The 25,045-nt window shown below is 32.3% G+C and carries 21 protein-coding genes and 1 tRNA gene; 11 read left to right on the top strand and 11 right to left on the bottom strand.

Translation table 11 applies throughout. From position 1 onward, the window contains the following. Positions 1-186 precede the first annotated feature (186 nt). From lptC to EYD46_RS14240, 4 genes are read right to left on the bottom strand one after another with little or no spacing between them, the layout of a single operon-like run. Complete coding sequence (gene lptC / locus EYD46_RS14225; RefSeq protein ID WP_130937839.1) at positions 187-741, bottom strand: LPS export ABC transporter periplasmic protein LptC; 555 nt, start codon at positions 739-741, stop codon at positions 187-189. Next, positions 741-2,132 (bottom strand): tetratricopeptide repeat protein, encoded by a 1,392-nt coding sequence (locus EYD46_RS14230; RefSeq protein ID WP_130937840.1) that lies wholly within the window; start codon positions 2,130-2,132, stop codon positions 741-743. The genes lptC and EYD46_RS14230 overlap by 1 nt, the downstream gene beginning before the upstream one ends. A gap of 18 nt (positions 2,133-2,150) precedes the next feature. Next, positions 2,151-3,467 carry a porin family protein gene (locus tag EYD46_RS14235; RefSeq protein WP_130937841.1) on the bottom strand — a complete coding sequence of 439 codons (1,317 nt, stop codon included), beginning with the start codon at positions 3,465-3,467 and terminating at the stop codon, positions 2,151-2,153. Continuing rightward, positions 3,467-4,195 carry a type III pantothenate kinase gene (locus EYD46_RS14240; protein ID WP_130937842.1) on the bottom strand — a complete coding sequence of 243 codons (729 nt, stop codon included), beginning with the start codon at positions 4,193-4,195 and terminating at the stop codon, positions 3,467-3,469. Before EYD46_RS14240 ends, EYD46_RS14235 begins: the two co-directional genes overlap by 1 nt. Positions 4,196-4,342: 147 nt before the next feature. Between EYD46_RS14240 and EYD46_RS14245 the strand changes: the two genes are divergently transcribed. Then, positions 4,343-4,415 (top strand) — tRNA-Phe (locus tag EYD46_RS14245). A 193-nt stretch (positions 4,416-4,608) separates the two neighbouring features. After that, the gene (locus tag EYD46_RS14250) at positions 4,609-5,631 is read left to right on the top strand and encodes a LacI family DNA-binding transcriptional regulator (RefSeq protein ID WP_130937843.1); all 1,023 of its coding nucleotides are present in this window, start codon (positions 4,609-4,611) and stop codon (positions 5,629-5,631) included. Positions 5,632-5,634: 3 nt separating this feature from the next. On the opposite strand, the gene EYD46_RS14255 is transcribed toward EYD46_RS14250, so the two are convergent. From EYD46_RS14255 to EYD46_RS14265, 3 genes are read right to left on the bottom strand one after another with little or no spacing between them, the layout of a single operon-like run. Further along, positions 5,635-6,180, bottom strand: coding sequence for a CopD family protein (locus tag EYD46_RS14255; protein ID WP_130937844.1), 546 nt, complete (start codon positions 6,178-6,180; stop codon positions 5,635-5,637). A 21-nt stretch (positions 6,181-6,201) separates the two neighbouring features. Next, positions 6,202-7,239, bottom strand: a complete 1,038-nt coding sequence (hemH, locus tag EYD46_RS14260; protein ID WP_130937845.1) for a ferrochelatase — start codon at positions 7,237-7,239, stop codon at positions 6,202-6,204. Positions 7,240-7,277: 38 nt separating this feature from the next. Further along, positions 7,278-7,853, bottom strand: a complete 576-nt coding sequence (locus EYD46_RS14265) for a hypothetical protein (RefSeq protein WP_130937846.1) — start codon at positions 7,851-7,853, stop codon at positions 7,278-7,280. A 145-nt stretch (positions 7,854-7,998) separates the two neighbouring features. Here EYD46_RS14265 and EYD46_RS14270 point away from each other — a divergent pair, with 145 nt between their 5' ends. Next, positions 7,999-11,505 carry a TraB/GumN family protein gene (locus tag EYD46_RS14270; RefSeq protein WP_130937847.1) on the top strand — a complete coding sequence of 1,169 codons (3,507 nt, stop codon included), beginning with the start codon at positions 7,999-8,001 and terminating at the stop codon, positions 11,503-11,505. Between the two features lie 56 nt (positions 11,506-11,561). On the opposite strand, the gene EYD46_RS14275 is transcribed toward EYD46_RS14270, so the two are convergent. From EYD46_RS14275 to EYD46_RS14280, 3 genes are all read right to left on the bottom strand, one after another. Further along, positions 11,562-12,917 carry an MFS transporter gene (locus EYD46_RS14275; protein WP_130937848.1) on the bottom strand — a complete coding sequence of 452 codons (1,356 nt, stop codon included), beginning with the start codon at positions 12,915-12,917 and terminating at the stop codon, positions 11,562-11,564. 247 nt (positions 12,918-13,164) lie between these two features. After that, positions 13,165-13,320, bottom strand: a complete 156-nt coding sequence (locus tag EYD46_RS17810) for a hypothetical protein (protein ID WP_165454389.1) — start codon at positions 13,318-13,320, stop codon at positions 13,165-13,167. 53 nt (positions 13,321-13,373) lie between these two features. Beyond that, the gene (locus EYD46_RS14280; protein ID WP_130937849.1) at positions 13,374-14,270 is read right to left on the bottom strand and encodes an AraC family transcriptional regulator; all 897 of its coding nucleotides are present in this window, start codon (positions 14,268-14,270) and stop codon (positions 13,374-13,376) included. Positions 14,271-14,461: 191 nt separating this feature from the next. Here EYD46_RS14280 and hemA point away from each other — a divergent pair, with 191 nt between their 5' ends. From hemA to hemF, 8 genes are all read left to right on the top strand, one after another. Further along, complete coding sequence (gene hemA / locus EYD46_RS14285; protein WP_130937850.1) at positions 14,462-15,727, top strand: glutamyl-tRNA reductase; 1,266 nt, start codon at positions 14,462-14,464, stop codon at positions 15,725-15,727. Beyond that, complete coding sequence (gene hemC, locus EYD46_RS14290; RefSeq protein WP_130937851.1) at positions 15,720-17,294, top strand: hydroxymethylbilane synthase; 1,575 nt, start codon at positions 15,720-15,722, stop codon at positions 17,292-17,294. The genes hemA and hemC overlap by 8 nt, the downstream gene beginning before the upstream one ends. Positions 17,295-17,296: 2 nt before the next feature. Then, positions 17,297-17,599 carry a DUF1330 domain-containing protein gene (locus EYD46_RS14295; protein ID WP_130937852.1) on the top strand — a complete coding sequence of 101 codons (303 nt, stop codon included), beginning with the start codon at positions 17,297-17,299 and terminating at the stop codon, positions 17,597-17,599. Then, positions 17,596-18,621, top strand: a complete 1,026-nt coding sequence (gene hemE / locus EYD46_RS14300) for a uroporphyrinogen decarboxylase (RefSeq protein ID WP_130937853.1) — start codon at positions 17,596-17,598, stop codon at positions 18,619-18,621. Before EYD46_RS14295 ends, hemE begins: the two co-directional genes overlap by 4 nt. A 212-nt stretch (positions 18,622-18,833) precedes the next feature. Further along, positions 18,834-20,189 carry a TrkH family potassium uptake protein gene (locus tag EYD46_RS14305; protein WP_130937854.1) on the top strand — a complete coding sequence of 452 codons (1,356 nt, stop codon included), beginning with the start codon at positions 18,834-18,836 and terminating at the stop codon, positions 20,187-20,189. Positions 20,190-20,191: 2 nt separating this feature from the next. Beyond that, on the top strand, positions 20,192-20,950 hold the full coding sequence (locus tag EYD46_RS14310; protein WP_130937855.1) for an EI24 domain-containing protein: 759 nt from the start codon (positions 20,192-20,194) through the stop codon (positions 20,948-20,950). Further along, entirely contained in the window at positions 20,940-21,482 is a 543-nt protein-coding gene (locus EYD46_RS14315) for a GNAT family N-acetyltransferase (protein ID WP_130937856.1), read from the top strand. Before EYD46_RS14310 ends, EYD46_RS14315 begins: the two co-directional genes overlap by 11 nt. Next, entirely contained in the window at positions 21,482-22,384 is a 903-nt protein-coding gene (gene hemF, locus EYD46_RS14320) for an oxygen-dependent coproporphyrinogen oxidase (protein WP_130937857.1), read from the top strand. The genes EYD46_RS14315 and hemF overlap by 1 nt, the downstream gene beginning before the upstream one ends. On the opposite strand, the gene EYD46_RS14325 is transcribed toward hemF, so the two are convergent. Next, on the bottom strand, positions 22,385-25,021 hold the full coding sequence (locus tag EYD46_RS14325) for a DEAD/DEAH box helicase family protein (RefSeq protein WP_229731308.1): 2,637 nt from the start codon (positions 25,019-25,021) through the stop codon (positions 22,385-22,387). Between the last annotated feature and the right edge of the window lie 24 nt (positions 25,022-25,045).

Below are 25,045 nucleotides of genomic sequence, written 5' to 3' on the forward strand. Positions count from 1 at the left end.
ATAAAATTGAAGGATAAGCAATCTCGCCATTAGCTGTGTATTTGGAGATAGCATCATAAATAAATAATGCCGCAAAAACTAAGTAGACAAACTGGAAGAACTTAGCGTATTTCATAAACTTTGATAATTATGATACAAAGATACTTAAAATAGCGGTTTTCAATTTGGAATACGCTGATTCAAACATTATTCATCTACCGTAATAAGACCTGTAATTTCTAAAACCTCAGCATTTGTGAATTTTGAATTAGAATCAAAACCATTACCGTTTATTAAGTCTTGTCCTGTTCTAAAGGTAACAGGCTTATTGGTAAACAACCATTCTTTATTTTGATCGTAATACAATTGTTCTGCAAAAAGTGTGTCATTACTATGGGTTGTAACCTTTACATTTCCCTGTAAATCGATCATATTGGTTTTATTGTAAATAATAGCATAATCTGATATTACTACACTTTTTTTACCATCTTCAAACAATTCTAAATTAACGCCATCTGTAAATTCGTTATATGCAAATTTCATATTGCTATAATCGTACATTTTTGGGCTCTTTAAAATTGCTTTAACTTTACCTGAGTCCGTATATGTTAAGTTAATATTTTCTGCAACACCAATTGGTTCATTATCGGAAACATCAATATTCTGTATCTTCTTAAAATTGTTATTACATGAAAAAAACATAGTCATAACTAATGCTATGACTATGTTTAAATTTTTATATTTTAATATGTGATTTAGCATTAAATACTTGGCACTGTTACAGAACCTCCAATCCAACAACCAATTTGAATTACTTGACCACTATTACCTTCTGTAAAGATTTCAGATTTTTGAGGTGCTTTAGCTTGGTAATTTGCAGCACTTTGCGACGCAGCCTTCTTTAAAGTAGGGTCTACACGAGACGCTTTTCTTGCTTCTTGAGCTGCATACCAATATACTGCTCTTTTATTAAAGTTAGTAGTTCCACAATTCTTAGCACTTGCTGCATACATGGCTGCAATAGAAAGGTGAGGACGTCCGTTTGATGGATTCAGTTTTAAAGCATTTCTAAAATAACCTCTTGCTTGTCCATATCTTCCCTTTTTCTTTAATATTAACCCAATTCTGTTAGCTAATTTAGCTTTCTTGAATGTGTCAGACTCTAAATCGTAAGCTTCTTTTAAATACCCTTCAGCCTCTGATGTTTTTCCATTTTTAAGAAGAATGGTAGCTACGAAATATTTTGTATCTGCTGATGGTGCTGTTTCATCATAAGCTTTTACTAGCTTTTCATATAATGGATCATCTGTACATTCCTTGTAAAACATTCTACTTACTGCACGTTTTAACCAAACAGCGTTATTAGAATTAGCTTCAAAATCTTTAGTATATAGAGGAATTAAATTTGCACAATTTGCACGATCTCCTAATTGTGTATCAACACTACCAGATATTTGTCCAAAGGCATTTAAAACTTGTCCATAATACTTTTTATATCTACCATCTTTTGATGTAAGTGGCGTACCTGCTTCTTCTTTCTCTACAAGTTTATTTAACTTTTGAGAAGCAATTTGTACCTCTTCTTCAATTTTTTCAACTACATCGTCATATTTATTAAATAAGTCTTTTGCTGGTTTCTTTCCTGCATCATACAACTTTACCATTAAGTAAAAGTAAGTGTACAAACTTTTAGGGTTTTTAAATGTTTTCTTATCTGCATTGTAAGCGGCATCAAAACAATCGTATAATTCTTCATCTGTTTTTCCTAAAACAGATTTATTATCAAACATTAGCTGACAAGCCTTAGCAGCATATTCTCCTTCTGGAGTTTTAGATGCAAAATGAGTTCTTCTATCTTTCCATAGTTTCATTAAGTCATTAAGATAACCTACTTTCTCGTCTCCAGAAGACTTATCCATCTTATAATCTAAAATTTTCTCTCCATAAACATATATAGCACGATTAAATTGAGGAGTATTAGCCCATAATTCTTTGAAAGGTTGATAAGCCGCTTCATAATTCTTTGCTTTGGCATACTCTGTCATTATAGACAATTTTGCCATATTCTCTTCTTGTGTTTGCCCATTCACACCGCTTACTCCAACAATTAAGAAAGCGAATAAAAAAGTTAAAAATGTAATTTTTGTTTTCATGATAATCCTGTTACTCTGTTAATCATATTTTCGTTTTTGAAACCATCTATCGTTCAAAGATAAACTAATCTGAAAATTTATAAAGTTCTCTTCTATTAGGTTATTGTTGGTGGTACCTCTTTTTCCAATCTCAAATCCTATATTTGCGTTAGAACCAAAATCTCCAACTGGTATACCTACTCCAAAAGATATGCCAAACTCTTTAATCTGTTCTTTATTACCTCCATTAAAGATAACCAAACCTGTATCTTCAAATCTAAAACCTGCTCTATAAACTAATCGTTTAAAGTAGCCAGAAAACGCATTATACTCTGGAATATAGAACCCTCCAACGGAGTAACGATACCCATCGTCATAAATTGTAGCACTAGATGTGTAAAATGGGTTATTAAAGTTGCTTAGTTGTTGTGACTCATATTCGGCACCAACAAACCATTTTCTTGGAGCTCCTATACCTGCTCCAATAGAAAATTTTGAAGGTAAAACTAAATCTGTCTCTAATAAGCCCTGAGTTTCTAAATCTACATCTATAGTGCTTACCACTACTTCTTGCCCAGCTGTACCTATATTTACTGTTGAAAACGACCTTACATTTTGAGACGTAATATTACTTTCTGGCGTAAATGTAAATGCTGCAGTTAACTCTAAAGATTTATTAAGCTTTGATTTATAATACATTCCAAAGTCAAAATTCAAACCACTTAAATCAGAACGATTATTTTCTCTAGATTGTGAAAATAAAGGTACGCCATCGTTATCAAAACGAAATTCAATAGCACTATTCTGGATGTTTCCAAAATTGTATTGTGCGTTAATACCTATACTTAAATTATCTAAAATACTGTAACCAATTCCAAAAAAAGCTTTATTTAATCCTCCTTCTCCATTAAATCTGCTAGCTGTTTGCCCTTCACTATTCTCACTTTCAAGTCTATATCCTACCGCAGTGTATGGTAGTAACCCTAATCCTACACCAAATTTCCCAACAGGAAAGTTTAATGCAAAATAATCAAATGTTGTTGAAGACACATTTGCTGTACCAGAATTGCTTTTTAAATCCGTAGAAGCGTATCCACCTCCAACAGTATATTTTACTGGTCTATTTTCATTATTAAACATCAATAAATTTGGACCTGTAAATGAAGCTGGGTTTCGTAGATTCATGTGGATACTATCAGTATAAATACTAATTCCTCCCATACTTCTATTTTCAACAGTGCCTTTAAATTTTAAGCTTCCTATTCCATAAAATGAATACGGAGATGCCGTACCCTCTTGAGCATAAGACGAGAGCGTAAAAACAGCAACAAAAACTACTAAAAGTTTTTTTATCATTAGTTTGAATTAAATTCTAAAATATAATTTAGACCTTCCAACAGAAAATTTGAGTTGGCAAATATGCTACTTTTTAATTGTTCTGACAAAAAATTAGCATCTCCGCCTGTTAAAATAACTGTTAAATCTGAATATTTTTCTTTATAGGCATTTATAAACCCATCTATTTCATTTACAACACCATTAACAACTCCTGAATGTATTGAGCTATTAGTTGAAGATCCTATTATATCTTCAGGCGATTTAGTTTCTAACAACGGTAAATTTGCTGTTAAATTATTAAGCCCTTTGTAGCGCATTCGTATCCCAGGAGAAATTGCCCCTCCTAAATATTCGTTTTTATTAGTAATAAAATCATAAGTTATACAGGTACCTGCATCTATAATTAACACATTATTATCTGGATAATGGTACACTGATGCACTTACTAAGGCAATTCTATCAATGCCAAGTGTTTTAGGAGTATCATAATTATTTTTAAAAGGAACTTTGGTATTATGCGTAAGTTCTAACAGATTAAAGCCTTTACTGATTGTATTTATTTGATTTTTTTTTAACCTCCCAACAGATGATACAATACCTTGTTGTAGTGTTGGATATTTTTCTTTTAGTTTACTTATTCCTCCAACTACTGCTGAAAGCTTTGTAACTTCTCTAAAAATCAATCTATCTTTTTCAAAACCAGCAAGTTTCACAAAAGTATTTCCAACATCTATAATTAAATTCATCTTCTTAGAAAAACGTAAAACTACAAAACCGTATTTACTTAAATCTTAAAAAACTTATAATTGTTAAGATAAAAAATAGCGTACTTTTTATTATTTTTATTTTGGTGGATAATAAAATTGAATTTATATTTGCAACCGCTTTGGCGAGGTACCTTAGCTCAGTTGGTAGAGCAAAGGACTGAAAATCCTTGTGTCCCTGGTTCGATTCCTGGAGGTACCACAAAAAAATCCCGAAACATTACTGTTTACGGGATTTTTTGTTTTCACTTAAATATTTTACTGATAACAATTACCAATCTTTGGTTAAATAGAATTTCCGTTATTAATTCTTAGTTTTGTACTCGTTGTTTAAATAACTTATACTTTAATATTTTATTCAAACTACTTAATTAGATCAAATCTTAACTTATTACATGCCCAAACGTATTACATTAAAACATATCGCAAACACCTTTGGAGTATCTATTGCCACAGTGTCTAAAGCATTAAGTGATAGTTATGAAATAAGTACGAGTACTAAAGAAAAAATTGTAGCCTATGCCAGGAAAAATAATTATAAATCTAAAAGTATAGATCTTAGTCTATTACACAAAAAGACTAAAACTATTGGAGTAATTATCCCTAATATTATGAATAGTTTTTTTGCTAAAGTATTTGTAGGCATTGAGACTAAAGCTACAGAGCATGGTTACCACCTAATATCATGTATTTCTAACGAGTCTTATGAAAAAGAAGTTAAAACTATGGAGTTACTGAAAAGCGATACGCTTGATGGGATTATTATCTCGTTAGCTGAAGAAACTCAAGTAAAACAACAGTACGCCCATTTACAAAACGCTATAAATGAAGGTGTACCTATAGTAATGTTTGATAGGGTTTCCGACACCATTGCTTGTGATAAAGTTATTGTTAATGACATGGAAAGCGCTTTTGAAGCCACAGAACATCTTATTAAAACAGGATGTAAACGTGTAGCTCTAATTTCTGTAATTGATAATTTAAGCGTTGGAAAACTTAGAGTTAAAGGTTACAAGGAAGCATTAGAAAAATCTAATATTCCGATTGAAGAAAAGCTTATTATTAGAATAGGAAAATTTGAAGATTTTGATACTGCTTTAAAAATTGTACTAGCCGATAAAACTATTGATGGTTTATTATGTTTAGAAGAAAGTGCTGCGATAAATGCATTACGTATTGTAAAACACATGAAATACAAAATTCCGGAAGAGATGTCCATCGCGTGTTTTACAAATGGAAAAATGCTGCAACATTTAACACCTTCAATTTCTGCGATTAGTCAACACGGTAAATTTATTGGTAAAACCGCTACAGATATTTTAATTGATCGTATTGAAAATGAAGATCAAAACAAACCATTTATTACTAAAGTGGTTAAAACAAGCTTAATTGCTAGAGATAGTACAAAACGAATATAAAGCCTAAGCTTCAGGATTTTTTTCTCGGATGTTCTTATACATCTTAAAACCAAGCATAATTAAAATACCTAGAACAACAATACCTATAACACCCCAAATCCAATTAATAGCACTTTTTAGGATGACTAAAAAAATGACTGCAAATAAGATGAAAGTTGCCCCCTCATTCCAAATACGCATATAGCTAGATGATTTTTTTACCTCATCTCTTTGTAATTGTTTATAGTACTGATGCGTTTTTAAGTGATACGCAAATAACAAAACTATAAAACCCAATTTAACTTGCATCCATGGCATGTAAAACAATGTAGGGTTGATGTAAAACAGGGTTAAACCAAAAATTAACGCTAGAACCGCTGATGGCCAAGTGATGATAAACCACAGGCGCTTTGCCATAAGTTTTAGTTGCTTTCCCAAAATTTCTTTTTCAGGCGAAGGTTTATGAAATGCTTCTATTTGATATACAAAAAGTCGTGGAATATAAAACAAGCCAGCAAACCACGTAATTACAAATATGAGATGAAATGCTTTTAGGTAAAAATATGCCATTGCTTATTAGTTTTTATATAACTACACGGTTGTAGCCTTCTCAACGGCCACCCAATCCTTTGCTATGTTAGCAACAACTTGAGCGAAATCCTCACGATCATTCAAACAAGGAATAACCGTAAATTCTTTTCCTCCAACTTCATGGAATATTTCCTCACCTTCCATGGCAATTTCTTCTAAGGTCTCCAAACAATCACTAACAAAGGCAGGAGTTACAATAGCCATTTTCTTTACACCTTCTTTTCCCATACGTTCTATAGTACGATCTGTATAGGGTTGTAACCAAGGATCAAAACCTAATCTAGATTGAAATGTTGTAGAATAAGTCCCATTTTTTAGCTTTAATTTTTTAGCAACATTCACTGTAGTAATTTCACATTGGTGTCGGTAGCAAAATTCATGCTGTTTACTTCCTTTCTTAAAACAACATTTACCGTCCATTTTACAATTGCCGTTGGTAATATCGCTTTTTCGAATGTGCCGCTCTGGCACACCATGATAGCTAAACAAAATATGATCATAATCTAACCCATCAAGCTTTTCGGCAATACTTTTAGAAAGTACATTTATATAATCCTCACGTCCATAAAATGCAGGTGTTCTGGTAATGGTTACTTGAGGAAAATAATCTGAAACAAGTTCATCAACTTTTACATCAATAGTCTCAGTAGTGGCCATTGCAAATTGAGGATAAAGTGGTACAGTTTTTATTTCAGTACAACCCTTATCTACCAATTCTTGAAGCCCTTTTTTAATTGTCATACTTCCATATCTCATAGCTAGAGCTACGGGATATTCTAATTTTTCTTGTACTTTTTCTTGAAGCTTTTCAGAAAGTACAATTAATGGAGAACCTTCATCCCACCATATTTTTTTATAGGCCTTTGCAGAAGCTTTTGGTCGTGTATTCAAAATAATACCTTTAACAAGTAACGTTCTTGCCCATAAAGGCACATCTATTACACGCTCGTCCATTAAAAATTCGCCTAAATATTTCTTTACATCTTTAGGTTCTGGGCTATCAGGAGAACCTAAATTCACTAAAAGAATGCCTTTCATTTTTCTTTTTGCTTTACAGTTTTACAGCATACACTGCTTTAATCCTTTTCCGAAAGTCTAGATCTAACTGCTTCTGGTATTATAGAGTTTACCATTGCAGCCATATTCTTTTCATTTCCTAAAAACTTCCATCCATCATATTGTGGGTCGTTATTAACTACTACAGATGTTGTTGCCACATCCACTGTTACATTTTCAGCCCCAAATTGGTTTGCCATACTGGTCTTCATCATATCTAAATATGCTTTTCGCTCCTCTTCAGAATTGTCTTTTATGGTTAAAAACGTCATTCGCATCTTGCTGTTGTAGTACACCATAGCATAATTTACACCATCTACTTCCTTTTGATCACTAACACTTTTCACTTCATTAGAAATAAATTCAATCTTCATTTCTGGCGAATTGAACATTTGCTCCATTCCTGTTTTCATTTGTTCCTTCGGCACCATATCAAACACTTTTGGATACATGTAGTCCAAAAACCCATCAATGTTCATATTGGTCATAAGGTCATAGTAGGCCTGCGCTTCTTTTTCGATCTCTACCTTATGGGATTGCGAAAAAATTGAAGTTGTAAATAAAAATAGAAGTACTAGTGTTGTTAAAAATCTCATAAAGTATTTATTTTCAACAAAAATACGACACATATTTTACAATAGCCTCATGAATTACGCGTTCGCTCATTGAAAAAATCTATTAACTCATTTGTACTACTTTACAGTCTTTTTATTTCTATATTTAACAATTCAATGCTTTAAAATGAAAAAAATACTGCTCCTTCTATTAGTTTCACTTATCTGTAATTTCTCCTTGTCGCAAGAAAAAAGTCTACTTTGGGAAATCTCTGGAAACGGACTAAAACATTCATCGTACATCTATGGCACTATGCATGTAAGTAGTAAAGTAGCCTTTAGATTAGATGATGTTTTTTATGAAGCATTAAATAAAAGTGAGTGTATTGCTTTAGAGTCTGACCCTACACAATGGTTGAAGTTTATGCATGAAGATTTCGGATTCAATTATGATTTTGACAGTTTTATGTATGGAAATGATTTTTACACCAACTTGTTTAGGTTATCGCCATTGGATCCCACACAAATGCGTAGTGTGATACGATTTGATAATTACCTAATAAACAGCCACCTATATAGAAAAAATTCTTATGTTGATGATTTTGAAGAAGAAACGTATTTGGATATGTTTATTTTTCAAGCAGGCAAAAAGAACAACAAACCAGTAATAGGGCTGGAAGATTTTAGAGAATCACGCTACCTTACCACAAAAGCAAGCTTTAACATGAATAAACGTAAGCCTGATGACTGGTTTATAAAACTCATGGAGAAGAAAAACATGTTTATGTTTCAAGAAGATGTATACCGCGACCGAGATATTGAATTATTAGATTCTATAGGAGCCGCTACAAACACCAATTACTACCGCGAACATATGTTATTTAAGCGTAATGAAAATATGGTAAATGTTTTAGATTCCTTGATACACAAAAAAATAGTATTTTCTGGTGTAGGTGCAGCTCATTTAGGAGGAGATAAAGGCATGCTGAATATGCTAAGAGATAAAGGATTTACTGTTACTCCTTTAACATCTAAACAAACGAATTACGCAAGGATTGAGAAAGATAAGCTAGAGCAAAAGTTTACAACGCCTAAGTTGTCTCTACAATCTACTTCTGATGATTTTATAAGCATTAAGAGCTTTGATGAATTAAGAGAATTTAATACAGAGGGTATAAAATATTATGTAGCCCCAGATATGACTAACGGTGCATACTTAACTATAAACCGTTTAAATACCTTTAAATATTTACCAAGTAAAGATAGTAAAGTAGATTTAGCCTTTATTAAAAACCTACTCTATGAAGATGTTCCCGGAACCATAATTGAAAAAAAAGAGTTTAAAACACCCTATCCTGGTATTAGTATTTTGAATAAAACGAAAAAAGGAGACTATCAAAAATACCATATATACAAAACGCCTTTAGAGATTATAGTTATAAAGTTTGGAGGTAAAAAAGACTTTGTTTTACTACATGAATCTGAAATTTTTAACTCAATAAAGTTTAAACCCACAACTTATAATACGACCACGTTTAAAGAACCTTATGGGAAATACACTTTTGAGTGTCCTGATAATTACATTACCGCAAATCTAGAACATACAGGTAAAAAATTAATACAGGCTCTAGGTAAAAATAATGCGTTTTACTTTTTCCAAGAATCGCCTCAACATGATGTAGAATACATTGAAGAAGATACTTTTGAAGCTAAATATATCCATACTAGTTTTTACAAAAACTTAAACATAAAAGACAGCATTAATATTATAGCAAAAAACGGTATTTATAAAAGTGCTTTATCATCAATAACTATAGATTCTACATCAAAAGATAAACTTTGGTTAAAATCTACAGTAAAGGATGGCAGTTACTATTTAATGGGATATTATGGAAATAAAGAAGATGAAGCAACTGCATATTTTCAATCTTTAAAATTTAAAAAAGTTAACTACAACGATTTTAAAAAAGTTACTGACACGTCTCTATTTTTTACGGCAAATTCTCCTGTAAAAGCGCCTTTAGCATTCAATGAATTTTATGATAATTTTAAACGTAAAAAAGCTTATGAAGAAACGATAAAAAACACCGTTTATACCACCAAAGCCAATGAACAAATTACCATAAAAAGAACTAAGTTTCACGATTTAAAAATGTTTAAGAATACAGATAGTCTTTGGAACCAATTACACAAAAAACCTGGCTTCTTAGCACTTGCACCCAAATCATTTGATGCAAAAAATTTAAAACCTGTAGATAAAAAACGTTACAGTGAAAATGATTATAATTACTACACTTATAAACTTAGGGATTCCCTTAGCTCTAAAGAAATTCTCTTAAAGTACATTCAAAAAAAGGGGGTTTTGTATCAATTGGCAGCACTTACAGACTCTATAAACAAACCTTCAAAATTCTTAACGGAATTCTATGACACGTTTACACCAATGGATACCTTGCTTGGAAAAGACATTTTTGAAGACAAAACCAATGTTTTTTTTGAAGCACTAAAAGCGGATGATAGCATTGTTTTAAATGGTTACAATGAGTTAGAATTTTCTAAAAAACATAGCAATAAAGTTATCAACCTGTTACAACATTTTGATTTTCCTGAAAACAAAACCCAAATTAAAAACCATTTAATCCGCCAGCTTATAACAAACGATAAAAGTGAAAAAGTTACCCAGTTTGCCAAAACGCTATATTTACAATCTTACTCAAAACCCGCCATACAAAACATTATTCTTAATGCTTTTTTTCAACGAAAAGATAAAGCATCATATATGTTTGTTTTGGAATTACTAAATGACGATTTACCTCTAGGTTCTAAAACCCCTTATTTTTCTTCGTACAGTAAAACAACCGATTCTTTAAAATCGGTTAAAGTGTTGTTTCCAGAATTACTAAATTTTTCAAGTATTGAAGAATATAAAGCGCCTATATACAGATTACTTGCAAATTCACTAGACAGTAATCTTGTAAAACCAAACGTTTATAAAAAATTTAAGAAACAAATTATTAACGATGCTAAAATTCAAGTAAAGCGCAGCTTAGGAAATAAACAGCGGTATTCTTATAGCTTTAAAAACATGTCGTCATTAGAAAATTACGTGAAATTATTATTCCCTTACAGGCATGAAAAAAATGTAGATGTATTCTACCAACGCCTCTTAGAAACTAAGGATTGGGAAAGCCTTACAACATATTATGCGTTGTTAAAAAAGAACAAAGAAGTAATTTCTAATCCATTAAAAGATAAAACGCTTTTAAATGATGCTGCCCAATATAAACTAATACCAAAACTTAAAAGCTATAACATTTTAACTGACGCAGAAATTAATGTTGTGGATTTAAAAGTTTATGCGAAATCTAAATTGTTTGCTAATAGTTATTTTAAAGATTCTGAGAACAACATTAAACTCTTAGAAGAAAAACGTTTTAACACAGATAACAATAAACCTATTCGGTTATTTATCTATAAACGTACTGACAAACGACAGAATGAACAAAACGAGTTTTTACATGTTATTGCTTTTGAAGACACTAAAGACAATATGTATAAACTACAGCCTTACTATACAGGGTTAAAACGAGGTATTTCAATATCAGGTTATAAAACAGAGAAAGACATTATTGAAGATATCATTCTACAAATAAAACACAAAACGAGACAACGTATAAAAATAAATATGTACTAACTATCTAGTTAGTACATATTTATTTTATTTTTTTAAGTATCTACTTACTTTGTTTGTTATGCTGCTTTCTGTAGATTATCAACTTCTTTCTGTAAATCTTCCAAACGCTTTTGCTCATCTTTAGCAGCTTGCTCTTCAGCAGGAGAGAACTTTACTAATAAACCTAAGAAACCTACAATAGCCACTACAAAACCAAAGGCAAAAAATGCCTCTTGTAAGCTAGAACCACTTCTTAGTAAATACTGCGCATATAATACAGCACCTACATTACCACCAGCACCTACAATACCAGACACAGCACCTAAAGCTTTTCTATTAATAAAAGGTACTACAGAATACGTAGCGCCTTCTGCCATTTGTACAAATAAAGAGAAAAACACCATAGAAGTTACAGCAAATGTTAAAGAATTCATTTGGGAAAATAATAATAGAGCTAAACCTTCAGCTACCACCACATACACTAATATTTTTACCCTACCATTTAACCCCGAGTTTTTACCAAATTTATCAGCAATCCAACCACCTGTAGAACGGGCAAACAAATTCATAGCACCAAAAAATAGTACAATAAACCCAGCAGTTTCTTGACTTAAGCTAAATTTTTCTTGGTAATACGTAGATGCTTTTCCAGTAACAAATAACTCCATTCCAAAACAACCCGCATACATAAAAAATAAAATCCATACACGTTTATCTGAAGCAGCAGTTAGGAATAAACCTTTCTCACCTTTTTTAGTTTGTGGTCTTTCTTCTGGTAGGTCTACGTAATTTCCTTTAGGACAATCCGTAGTGTATTTCCAGTACAAAAACGCAACGAATAACATTATAACTGCAGGAACATACATAGCAATTCTCCAAGACTCTGTAGCCTCTGCCAAACCAAATGCTGCTACTCCAGCCGCAATTAGTGGCATGGTAGCATTTGTAACACCTCCACCAAGATTACCCCAACCAGCAGTAGTAGCATTGGCGATACCAATTACATTAGGTGCGAACATCACAGAAGTATGATATTGCGTAATTACAAACGATGCTCCAATAACACCAATAGCAAGCCTAGAAATTAAATAGGTTTCCCAAGTATTGGCAAAAGAAGAACCTGCTACAGCTATAGCTCCAAAAACTAATAAATATACGTAGCTTTTTCTAGGGCCTATTTTATCACATAAAGAACCTATAAGTAATCGTGCAAAAATAGTAACCCCAACCGACGCTATAAAGGCCAAAGTGGTTTGCGCCTTAGTTAATTCTAAATCTACAGCTATAGTAGATTTCATTAAAGGTGCATGGGAAAACCAACCAAAGAAACATAAGAAGAATGCAATCCAACTTAAATGAAAGGTTCGCATTTGAACCGTTTTAAAATCTGTGAGTTTAATTTTAGTAGCCTTACTTGTACTTAGTGCATCCATGTTTTATGTTTTTAATTTAAGTATTAATACGTAGTTAAATACTTAGATTCGGCAAACATAGATGTTTTACACAGTTTAAATACTGTAATTTAACAGCTTATTTTATGTTTTTTCGCAGGTTTTTAAAAATAATTACTTATTACAATTTAGAAAAAGAACAAAAACAACAAATACCTTGGTATAAGTACGTAAATATCAGAATCAAATTATTTATATATCTATTTTCTGAAAAAGAAAGCAAATAGCCCTATTTACGAGCTGTTTTCCTATAGTAATAGCTCATTGAAGGCTTAGAATTTGGATTACAATCTTGAAAAATACCACAAGAAGTACCTAGTTTTGCAAGCGACTTTGTTTGTGTAAATTTTGATAGAGCTTCTATCTCTGGGGTCAAGAATTTCATAATGTATAGGTTTTGGGGTTTAGTCAAAAATAATAAAAAAAACTTACATCACTCTAATTCAATGACATGACATACTTTTTAGGAGTTGTACCATACTTCTTTTTAAACGCTGCTATAAAATGACTTGAGGTACTATAACCCACTTTAAGTCCAACTTCATTTACATTATTCTCACCACTTTCCAATAGTTTCCTAGCTACTTCCATCTTATAGTCGAATAAAAAACTAAAAACAGAATCCCCATAAATTTGCTTAAATCCTTCTTTTAGCTTTTTAATATTTAGCCCTATTTCATCGGCTAATTCTTGTAGCGTTGGTGGCTCTGCCATTCTAGCAACTATAATATCTTTTGCTTTTCGTATTTTAATAACATTAGCTTCATCAACTAAAAACGGACACTGCTCCACATTAGCATCTTCACTCCTATTAAAATATAAACTCAATAATTCGTAAGCTTTCCCCTTAAAATACAATGATTTTATAGAGATATTTAGACTAAAATTTATTAATTGATTTAGAACGATAGCCATAGATGGTGTAATGGCACCATCCTTATAATATTTCTTATCCTTATTTTCAGAATTCAAAAACGAGATATAATCTGCTTCTTGAGAAAATAAACTGTGGAATTTTTTTATAGATATTAAAATAGATACAATCCACGAATTAGGTAATACTTTTAAATCTATCGGTAATTCACGTTGCGGGTTATAAAGCAATAAAGAGTTTTCTTCATGTATATCTAAACTATAACGTCCTTGATTAAATACAAATGTAGTACCACCTTTAATACAAAAATGAAATTGAATAAATGTGCTATCTATATCTTTAGCAACATGTTGCGTCTCACTTTCATCATTCTTATAAGTCAATATTAAAAAACCAGCTTCAACTAGCGTTTCATTAAAAGTACTTTTAGCGACACTTTTTAAGTTGTTTTTTTTGTTCATTTTTTCTTTTTATTTAGAATTGTTCTAAATTAAAGCATTCAAAACTGCCAAATTCACTACTAAAATATGACATTTATCATATTTTTTATCGAAATGAGCTTAAAAAACCACAAACGATATTAAAAGTTCTTCAAGCGTTATTTTTTTATTAGCAATCCATCTACTTTTGTTTCGCAATATCAAGTAAAGTAATGCAAAAATACAACATTAGTAAGGGCAGTTCTTTTTATGCCATTGGTTTAAGTTACAAAAAAGCCGATGCGGATACAAGAGGTCGTTTTAGTTTAGATAACGACACCAAAGATGCATTACTAAATCAAGCAAAAGCTAATGGTATTGAAAGCTTAATTGTAACATCTACATGTAACCGTACCGAGATTTATGGTTTTGCACAACACCCTTTTCAACTTATAGAATTGCTCTGTGACAATACCAATGGAACGGTTGAGGAGTTTCGCGATGTAGCGTATGTATACAAAAACAAGGAAGCTATTGCACACATGTTTCGTGTTGGGTCTGGTTTAGACAGTCAAATTTTAGGAGATTTTGAAATTATTAGTCAGCTAAAAACAAGTACTAAACTGTCTAGAAAACATGGTTTGTTAAATCATTTTTCAGAACGTCTGGTAAACGCTGTAATTCAAGCCAGTAAACGTATAAAAACAGAGACAAATATTTCTTCTGGTGCAACTTCAGTATCCTTTGCTTCAGTTCAATACATTTTTAAAAATGTAGCAGATGTTTCTAATAAAGATATCTTACTATTTGGAACAGGTAAAATAGGTAGAAACACCTGTGAGAATTTGGTAAAACATACCCAAAACGAACACATTACTCTTATTAACAGAACAAAAGATAAAGCTGAACAAATTGCTGGTAAATTTAATTTAGTAGTGAAAGATTATGCGAATCTGCAAGAAGAAATAAGTACATCAGATATTTTAATTGTTGCTACAGGTGCTCAACGCCCTACTATAGACAAGCATATTATTCAAACAAAAAAGCCACTTCTAATTTTAGACTTATCTATTCCAAAAAATGTAGATGAAAATGTAAAAGAATTAGACAATGTCTCTTTAGTACATTTAGATCATCTATCTAAAATTACTGATGAAACTCTTGAAAAGCGAAAGGAACATATTCCTTTAGCAGAAGACATTATAGAAGAAGTAAAAGCTGAATTTAGTGGTTGGTTAGAAACAAGAAAGTTTGCTCCAACTATAAAAGCTTTAAAACATAAGCTTACAGATTTTGCTTCAGCTGAGTTGGATACACAACGTAAAAAATTATCTGATTTTAATGAAGAACAAGCTACATTAATCAGTAATAAAATCATTCAAAAAATCACCAATCATTTTGCACATCATCTAAAAGATGACGCTATTTCTACTGATGATAGTCTAGAACTCATTAAAAAAGTATTTCAGTTAGAAGAACCTCAAAAAACAAATGTCTAAAACCATAAGAATTGGCACACGCGATAGCGAATTGGCGCTATGGCAAGCCAAAATAGTACAAAGTTTACTTGAAGACGAAGGGCATAACACCGAATTAGTTCCTGTAAAATCTACTGGAGATTTAGTACTAGACAAACCGCTTTATGAATTAGGTATTACAGGTATCTTTACTCGTACCTTAGATATCGCAATGCTGAATCACGATATAGATATTGCGGTACATTCCCTTAAAGATGTACCTACAGTACTTCCAAAAGGTATCATACAAGCGGCTGTTTTAAAGCGCGGCAACGTAAATGACACTTTGGTTTTTAAGGATAATGAAGAGTTTTTAAGCGCTAAAGAAGCTGTAATCGCTACGGGAAGTTTACGCCGAAAAGCACAATGGCTAAATCGCTACCCAACACACACCATTACAGATTTACGTGGCAACGTTAATTCCCGTTTACAAAAACTTCAAGATAACGACTGGAATGGTGCCATTTTTGCTGCTGCAGGCATTGGTAGAATTGGTATTAGACCAGATGAAGCTATAAATTTAGACTGGATGATTCCTGCACCTGCGCAAGGTGCTATTATGATTACTGCTTTAGATGAGGACGAGTTCGTAAAAGAAGCTTGTGCCTCGTTAAACCATGAGGAAACTGAAATTTGTACCACAATAGAACGTAAGTTTTTAAACCGACTAGAGGGAGGTTGTACTGCGCCTATTGGTGCTTTAGCTAGAATTAAAGATGAAGAAGTAGTCTTTAAAGGTATTCTTTTAAGTAAAGATGGTTCAAAAAAAATACAAGTAGAACGTTCTGAGAAACTGGGCAAACATGAAGATTTAGCTGTTTTTTGCGCCGATTATATTATAGAACGTGGCGGTAAACGTTTGATGGATGAGATTAAATACTCAAATAAGGTTACCAATGTGTTTTCTACTAAAAAGCTTACTCAGGATCAGCAAAAATTATTTCATGAGAAAGTAGTTGTTAAAAGCGACGATTTCATAAAAATAAGTTTAAATCGTATTCGTCCTCAAATTTTAAAATCAGAAATTGAAAATGTAATTCTTACAAGCAAAAATGCTGTTGAAGCGTTAACAACAAACTACTCAGCAGAAGAATTACAATTTAAAAATATTTATTGTGTGGGTCGCAGAACCAAGCGTTTAATAGAACGTAAAATAGGTCCTGTAAAATATGCTGCTAAAAACGCAAAAGCGTTAGCAGACTATTTAGTGGAGTACATTGAAGGTACTAAAGCAACCTACTTTTGCAGTGATATTAGGTTGGATGCATTACCTACTATTTTAAGCGAAAATAATATAGAGGTAAATGAAGTAGAAGCTTATCAAACTAAATATGATGGCAGTAAAGTGGAAAACTCTGTGGAGAGCGCTATGTTTTACAGCCCATCAACAGTAGAAAGTTTTGTTCGCAGTAATAAAAGTGATGTTATTGCATTTTGTATTGGAGAAACCACAGCAAAAGAAGCTAAACAGCATTTTAAAGATGTTAGGGTGGCAAAAGTGCCAACTGTGGAGAGTGTGATTGAGTTGGTAAATTTGCATTATATATAATAATGATTTATATAACAGCATTTCTTTTTATTAATGAAGAAAAAAAAGATTTATACAACCAATATGAGTCTGAAGTACTTCCGTTATTAAAAAATTATAAAGGAAAACTCATTTATAGGATACAACCTAACGACGATAATTATATAAACGTCGAAGAAGAGAAACCATTCGAAATCCATTTTATTTCTTTTGAAAATGAAAAAGGATTTACCAGATTTTTAAACGATAAAAAACGCCTAAGTTTTAACCATTTAAAAGAAGCATCCATAAGAACATCTTTTATAGTTAAAGGAAAAAAACTATGATTAAGAACGATTTATTTTTAAGAGCATTAAAAGGAGAAACAGTAGATCGCCCACCAGTGTGGATGATGCGTCAAGCAGGGCGCTACTTACCAGAATTTATGGAGATTAAGGCAAAATACGATTTCTTTACACGTTGCCAAACTCCAGAATTAGCCAGTGAAATTACCGTGCAACCTATCCGTAGATACGGTATGGATGCTGCGATATTGTTTAGCGATATTTTAGTTATTCCTCAGGCCATGAATATCGAGGTACAAATGAAACCTAATTTTGGTCCATATTTACCAAACCCTATACGCTCACAAAAAGATGTAGACAATGTTATTGTACCCGATGTAACAGTAGAATTAGATTACGTATACCAAGCCATAAAAGCCACCAAAGAGAAGCTTAATAATGAAATTCCATTAATTGGTTTCGCAGGGTCACCTTGGACTATTTTATGTTATTGCGTGCAAGGTCAAGGCAGTAAAAACTTTGATAAAGCTAAAGAATTCTGTTTTACCAATCCTATTGCTGCACATCAATTACTTCAAAAAATTACAGATACCACTATTGCCTATTTAAAAGAAAAAGTAAAAGCAGGTTGTAATGCAGTACAAGTGTTCGATTCCTGGGGAGGTATGTTATCCCCTGTCGATTACCAAGAATTTTCATGGCAATATATTCAGCAAATTATTGATGCTTTAAAAGACGATGCCCCTGTAATTGCCTTTGGAAAAGGCTGTTGGTTTGCTCTAGGAGAAATGGCAAAATCTGGTGCTTCTGCATTGGGTGTAGACTGGACTTGTTCTGCCAGAAATGCACGTTATTTAACGGGAGGTAACATCACGCTGCAAGGGAATTTCGATCCCACACGTTTATTCTCTCCACCAGCAGAAATTAAAAAAATGGTACACCAAATGATTAACGAATTTGGTAAAGATAAATACATCGTAAACCTAGGTCATGGTATTCTACCTAATATTGGTTTAGATAACGCCAAAGCATTTATTGATGCTGTAAAAGAGTACGGAAATTAAAATAATTTGGGCGTTACCTACTTTTTAGTGTAACATTTGGTTTTAACTATCAACTAATCGCTGTAAAAAGTAGGTCGGGCTTTCGGGAGTCGCTCCCTCCTCCGTCTGGGAGCTTCAACAAATCCCTCAATCCCTAACGCAGAGCTTAGGTTTAATAATCTAATTTTTAGTTTCAAAAGATTTATTTTTACATAATCAACCACAAATACGTTATGCCAAATAAATTTCAGCAACTATCCAAGAAGTACACCTTATTAAAAAAGGGATGGTCGCCGCAGCAAAATTTATTTTACGGCTTTTCAACCTATATTATTTTAGGTTTTTTACTGTTATGCCTTCCAATAGTTCAAAAACAAAGCGCATCTGCACTAGACCATTTATTTATTTCAACATCTGCAGTTTCAACAACAGGTTTGGTAACCATTTCAATTTTTGATACGTATAATTTTTTCGGTCAGTTTATTATCATGATACTCATCCAACTAGGTGGCATAGGGTATTTAAGCTTTACAACCTTTATGTTATTATCTACGACTAGGAAAATGACTATCTGGCACAAAAAAATACTATCTACTGAATTTACACTACCAAAAACCATCAGAATAAACGATTTTTTAAAATCGGTAATACTATTTACATTTATTATGGAACTCATTGGTGCTATTCTTTTTTTTATAGCGTTTAATAGTGAAAGCGCTCCGTTTTGGGAAACGCTTTGGTCTTCTATATTTCATAGTGTAAGTACATTTTGTACCGCAGGTTTCAGTCTTTTTAATAGCGGATTTACAGAATATGTAGAAAATCATTTTGTAAATTTCATCATCTCCATGCTAGCCATTTGTGGCTCTTTAGGGTTTATAGTAATTACAGATTTCGGCATGTTCATTAGAAAAAAATCACACAAATTAAGTTTCACTACAAAGATTATCCTTTACGGGTTTTTAATATTGCTAAGTTTTGGGACGGTTTTCTTCTATTTTTTTGAGCCTTCTATATCTAACTTATCAGGAAACTCTAGATTTCTGGCGTCATTTTTTCAAACCATGACAGCCATGACCACAGTAGGTTTTAATACTGTAGATTTTGGTATGTTCTCTCAAGCTATGATGCTTATATGCATTTTTTTAATGTACATAGGTGCGTCGCCTTCTGGTACCGCAGGAGGGATAAAAATAACAACACTTACAGCTGTTTTTGCCATATTAAAAAGCCAATTAAAAGGCAGTAAAAACATCACATTTTTAGGGCGTATTATTCCTTATGAAAGATTGTATGTAGCTACTTCGGCATTTATTTTTTATACTATAATCATTTTAATAGGCACGTTTTTAATCACAATTACTAACGATTTAAAATTTGAAGAAATTCTATTTGAAGTAGCCTCCGCATTGGGTACAGTTGGTATAAGTACAGGGATTACGAGCGATATTAATACCTTTGGAAAAATAGTTGTGATTTTATTAATGTTTATAGGACGATTAGGTGTACTAACTTTCGGTTTAGCCATTTGGGCACGAAGTAAAAACGAAGAGGGCACCCCAACTTTAAAAGGAGATATTGCAGTTTAACAATGATTAAAAACATCATTTCAGGAATAAAAGCATACTTCGGGGCTTTTGGTTTAATATCAAAACTAAAGCTTTGGAAGTATTTTGCAATTCCTATGCTTATAAGCTTTATAACAGCCATTATCGTTTTTGGTTCAGCATACGCCTTATCCGATAATATTGGTGCTTTCATCTCTAAAATTTGGATTTGGGATTGGGGCAAAGAAACGTTTTTAACTATTAGTTCATTTATTGGCGGTATCATCGTTTTAGTTATTGGTCTTATTTTATTCAAACACATCATAATGGCATTGTCTGCGCCATTTATGAGTCCCGTTTCAGAAAAAATAGAAGCTCATTTTACAGGACAACCAGCGCATTCTCATAGAGACACTACATTTACACAACAACTGTGGCGCGGTATAAAAATTAATGGGAGAAACTTGTTAATGGAATTGGTTTTAACCATTCCTATTTTACTCTTAAAGTTTATACCCGTAGTCAATATATTTTCAACGGTGTTGTTATTTATGGTTCAGGCGTACTACGCAGGCTTTGGAAATATGGATTACACGCTGGAGCGTCATTATCAATATAAAGAAAGTGTACAATTTGTGCGAAGATATCGCGGATTGGCTATTGGTAATGGTATTGTTTTTATACTGTTTTTATTAATTCCAGTAATTGGTGTAATTTTAGTGTTGCCATTATCGGTTACAGCAGCTTCTACAAGAACCGTAGAAGTATTACAACTTAAAAATAAGCCTGTATATGCAACTTAATTTAGAGCAATATTATATATCTCCAATTAACTTAAAGGACGCATGGGCTGTTTGCAATTTTTGTGTAGCTAATGAAGATCGTTTAAAGCGTTACTTTCCAAGAACTTTGGAGCAAAATCTAACCCCAGATTTATCAAAAATTTTCGTTGAAAAAAAAACAAAACGATTTGCTACAAAAGAAGAGTTTTTGTTTACTATCAAAGAGACTAAACTTCATAAATTAGCAGGATTAGTTTATATCAAAGCTATAGATTGGATTAAAAAACAAGGCGAATTTGCTTATGCTATAGATTATAATATCGAGGGCAAAGGTTTCATGACAAAATCTATAGAAAAATTATCAGATTATGCTTTTGAAATTTTGGGTTTAGAAACTTTGCAAATCATCGTTCATAAAAATAATATAGGGAGCCTAAAAGTTGCTGAAAATAATAATTTCACTTGGATAAAAACACTCAAAAATGAGTTTACACCTCCTGGAGGTGCACCACTAAACATGGAGTTATACGAATTGTATAAAGAGATTGAATAATGAAAGACAAATTCTACCAATACATACAAGATTTACAAGATAGTATCACTTCCAAATTGGAAGAAATTGATGGTAAAGCCAAATTTCAACAAGATATTTGGAAAAGACCAGAAGGTGGTGGCGGACGTACACGCGTTATCGAAAACGGAAGCGTTTTTGAAAAAGGCGGTGTAAATATTTCTGGGGTTCATGGTAAGTTACCAAAATCTATGCAAGCTTATTTTAAGGTTGGAGATGTAGACTTTTTTGCTTGTGGATTAAGTTTGGTATTGCACCCAAAAAACCCAATGGCACCAACTGTACATGCCAATTGGCGGTATTTTGAAATGTATGATGTAAATGGAAGCATTATTGATAGTTGGTTTGGTGGTGGACAAGATTTAACACCGTATTATCTGTTTGAAGACGACGCAAAACACTTCCATCTAACTTGTAAAACAGCTTGCGATAAGTACAATCCAGAATTTTACCCAAAATACAAAGCGCGCTGTGACGAGTATTTCTATAATGCCCATAGAAATGAAGGCAGAGGTTTAGGTGGCTTATTTTTTGATTACTGCAAAGCAACCGATACTATGACTATGGAAAATTGGTATAACTTTGTTACCGAAGTTGGTAATAGCTTTTTAGAAGCTTATGTGCCCATAGTTGAAAAACGCAAAGATTTACCATATACGCAAGCTCAGAGAGATTGGCAAGAAATAAGAAGAGGCCGTTATGTAGAATTCAACTTGGTGCATGATAAAGGAACGTTATTTGGGCTAAAAACCAACGGACGTATAGAAAGTATTTTAATGAGTTTGCCGCCTCATGTGCAATGGGTTTACGATCATCATCCTGAAGCTGGAAGTGATGAAGAAAAATTAATTGAGGTATTAAAAAACCCTAAAGAGTGGGTGTAATTATTTCCAAATAACAACCTCTTTAGATACCTTTTTAAAAGCATTATGTATATGATAAAGCCTTGCTTTTAAAAGTGCTTTTCTACCATCTGGTTGTCGTGTAAAAATAAGTTTATTTCCTCCAAGAAATTGGGTCCAGTATTTCTGAAAAATCTTAGCATTTTTCTTTTTGTCTCCAAAAATTTCAGGAACAGGATAAAAGTTCTCAATATCTAAATGCGCTTTTAAAAAATTTGTTTTTACGATAAGATAACGCGGTGAATCTATTGGGTTTACTAGTGCTGTTAAGGATCCTGAAAAAAGGGAATTTTCGTAATCTGTAGCGCCGATTAAATGGCAAATAATATCGCCACCTTCAAGACGCTTAGAAACTACTTGTATATCATTCATATTAGTATTCAAAAAACCTAATTCATTTAAAGTATTAAGTATTACTAATCCGAATTTATGAATCTTCTTATTCAAAAAACCATATCTGATATACAGTTTAACGGCCTTATAAAATTTAAATCCAAACGTAGCGAAAAAAGCGGCCACTAAAGCATAAACAAAATATGTTAATCCTTTTGTCGCAATGATGTTTAAACCCTCTAAAATAAATTCAACGTAAAAGAAAAATATAGCTAAAGATAATTCTGCTACAAAAAATCGAAGTACATCAAAATAATAGATCTGTTCTTGTTCCTTAAAAGGCTTTTCTCCATCATGCAAAAGCTTAACTTGCTTAGTCATCTTTGTTCCTATACCTATTGAGAGAGTCCAACGTTTTATGGTTATTGCTCTATTACTCGCTCTTGCCAGTGTTTGTTGATTCAAAGTTTCAACATCATCAACATGAATATCTTCGGGAAAGTTTAATCTATCAAATCCATTAGAAATAAACGGAATAGTAGTATTTGTAATACCAACAAAGGCGTCAAACCTTCGCCTTAGTATTTCTATCTCTCTGCCACCGCTAAAATCGGTTGGGTCTATACATGCTAAATGCCAAATGTTACCAGTTTTATCTGGATTATCTGTATCCTTTCTAATAGCTCTTCCTCTCATTTGATTTGATGACACAAAAGAACCAACTGAGGATGCTAATATTAAACTATTTATTGAAGGCGCATCCCAACCCTCGCCAAGTAAAGATTTTGTACCTATTAAGACTTTAATAATACCTTTTTCAAAAAGTTTAGTAATGATACCAACTATTGATTTTTGAGTTTTTCCCTTAGGGGATATTTCAAGAAAAGAAGCATCTGAATCTAAAGGCAAAAGCGAGAAACTTGAAAGAGGCTCTAATTTCTCTAATGCTTTAACACTGGATTTATGAAGTAAAATTATACTTCCAGTTAATACGGCAATATCCTTTTTGAAAGCATAAAGACTCCTAACATATTGAAATATAGGAATTACGCCTATCTTATTAATCTTGTATAGGTCTTCTGAAACTGTGTTTAAAAACTCTTTTCTTATGTAGTCAGTTAAAATAACACAACTTAAATTCTCTTTTAAAGATTTTCTTTCTGCTGAAACAATATCAACAATACTTCTTAGTTTACTTGGACTAAAAGCCAGAGATTTATAAAGTAATTGTTCGCCAATAAAATTAACACGATTCTTTTCAAAAACATTCAGCTTTCTAAGTTCTTTCTCTAAATTGTTTAGATAATTCTCATCACTAATTAAAGTCTCTCTATCATCTACTAATATATTTTGAAATAGCAATTCTAACCATTGCAATTCTAAATCCGGAAAACGAATCTTTTCACTTTTATTAAATCCTAAAATCTTCAATTTTTCTATATCAATCGAAATGCCACATGTCTTTAGGAAGATTAAAATTGAAGAAAAATAAGAAGTATTCGAGTAGATATCTTCAAGATGAACTTTAGGGTTTTTGTAAAACCTATGATTCAGTATAAAATTGATAAACACATTATCATTGAGCAAAGCCTCCTTAAAATCGGCAATTTTACTCCTGTAGTCTGAAATAAAATTGATTTCTGCATCACTGGGTTTTGAAAAATAAACGAAATCTTGATGTGGACATAAATCATTTTCTCTTACTAAATCTGGCACTGCAATTTCATCGTCTATCTCACCGCAAAGGTTAAAGTACTTTGTTATTTCCGTTCTACTACTGTCATAAGGTGGTGTTGCCGTTAAAGCAACCACAAAAAAAGACAGGTGTTCTTTTAAAGCATTTAAACACTTCCACCATTCATTTTTAAGATGATGCGCCTCATCTAAAACTATGGTTTCAATCTGATGCTTTTCAAAAAACTTAAAGTAATCTTCCTTATTCTCAAAAGACTTATAAAACGCGTGCAATGATTGATATGTGGAAAAAATGATATCGTTAGGCAATTTCAAATCAAAAGAAAATGCTTGAAAATCTTTATTCTTAGAAAAAAACTCTTGAGTTCTTTGTTTCCATTGATTTCTAATGGTTAATGTTGGTGTTAAAACCAAGGTCTTTTTCCCTAATCGCCTAATAATTTCAATACCTAATATTGTCTTTCCAGATCCCGGAGGCGCAATTACGTGAAAGTGTTTATCGGCAATATGGTTATCAAAATTCTTTAATAGCTTGTTTTGATAGTTCCGCCATGGAAACTTAAACTGCAAAAGACTTAAAGATTCCAGCAATGTAAAGTAGGTTTTAATGATTAA

The sequence above is a fragment of the Hyunsoonleella pacifica genome, assembly GCF_004310335.1.
In the GTDB taxonomy this organism is placed as follows: Bacteria; Bacteroidota; Bacteroidia; order Flavobacteriales; family Flavobacteriaceae; genus Jejuia; species Jejuia pacifica.

What these genes read in the sequence shown, in the direction of transcription:
- EYD46_RS14240 (WP_130937842.1), bottom strand. Translation starts at nt 4,195, where the DNA reads ATGAATTTAATTATAGATGTTGGAAATACTTTTGTGAAACTTGCTGGT.
- EYD46_RS14265 (WP_130937846.1), bottom strand. Translation starts at nt 7,853, where the DNA reads ATGAGATTTTTAACAACACTAGTACTTCTATTTTTATTTACAACTTCA.
- EYD46_RS14230 (WP_130937840.1), bottom strand. Translation starts at nt 2,132, where the DNA reads ATGAAAACAAAAATTACATTTTTAACTTTTTTATTCGCTTTCTTAATT.
- EYD46_RS14235 (WP_130937841.1), bottom strand. Translation starts at nt 3,467, where the DNA reads ATGATAAAAAAACTTTTAGTAGTTTTTGTTGCTGTTTTTACGCTCTCG.
- lptC (WP_130937839.1), bottom strand. Translation starts at nt 741, where the DNA reads ATGCTAAATCACATATTAAAATATAAAAATTTAAACATAGTCATAGCA.
- EYD46_RS14295 (WP_130937852.1), top strand. Translation starts at nt 17,297, where the DNA reads ATGATTTATATAACAGCATTTCTTTTTATTAATGAAGAAAAAAAAGAT.
- EYD46_RS14255 (WP_130937844.1), bottom strand. Translation starts at nt 6,180, where the DNA reads ATGGCATATTTTTACCTAAAAGCATTTCATCTCATATTTGTAATTACG.
- EYD46_RS14315 (WP_130937856.1), top strand. Translation starts at nt 20,940, where the DNA reads ATGCAACTTAATTTAGAGCAATATTATATATCTCCAATTAACTTAAAG.
- EYD46_RS14310 (WP_130937855.1), top strand. Translation starts at nt 20,192, where the DNA reads ATGATTAAAAACATCATTTCAGGAATAAAAGCATACTTCGGGGCTTTT.
- EYD46_RS17810 (WP_165454389.1), bottom strand. Translation starts at nt 13,320, where the DNA reads ATGAAATTCTTGACCCCAGAGATAGAAGCTCTATCAAAATTTACACAA.
- EYD46_RS14275 (WP_130937848.1), bottom strand. Translation starts at nt 12,917, where the DNA reads ATGGATGCACTAAGTACAAGTAAGGCTACTAAAATTAAACTCACAGAT.
- hemC (WP_130937851.1), top strand. Translation starts at nt 15,720, where the DNA reads ATGTCTAAAACCATAAGAATTGGCACACGCGATAGCGAATTGGCGCTA.
- EYD46_RS14305 (WP_130937854.1), top strand. Translation starts at nt 18,834, where the DNA reads ATGCCAAATAAATTTCAGCAACTATCCAAGAAGTACACCTTATTAAAA.
- hemH (WP_130937845.1), bottom strand. Translation starts at nt 7,239, where the DNA reads ATGAAAGGCATTCTTTTAGTGAATTTAGGTTCTCCTGATAGCCCAGAA.
- hemE (WP_130937853.1), top strand. Translation starts at nt 17,596, where the DNA reads ATGATTAAGAACGATTTATTTTTAAGAGCATTAAAAGGAGAAACAGTA.
- hemA (WP_130937850.1), top strand. Translation starts at nt 14,462, where the DNA reads ATGCAAAAATACAACATTAGTAAGGGCAGTTCTTTTTATGCCATTGGT.
- EYD46_RS14280 (WP_130937849.1), bottom strand. Translation starts at nt 14,270, where the DNA reads ATGAACAAAAAAAACAACTTAAAAAGTGTCGCTAAAAGTACTTTTAAT.
- EYD46_RS14250 (WP_130937843.1), top strand. Translation starts at nt 4,609, where the DNA reads ATGCCCAAACGTATTACATTAAAACATATCGCAAACACCTTTGGAGTA.
- EYD46_RS14270 (WP_130937847.1), top strand. Translation starts at nt 7,999, where the DNA reads ATGAAAAAAATACTGCTCCTTCTATTAGTTTCACTTATCTGTAATTTC.
- hemF (WP_130937857.1), top strand. Translation starts at nt 21,482, where the DNA reads ATGAAAGACAAATTCTACCAATACATACAAGATTTACAAGATAGTATC.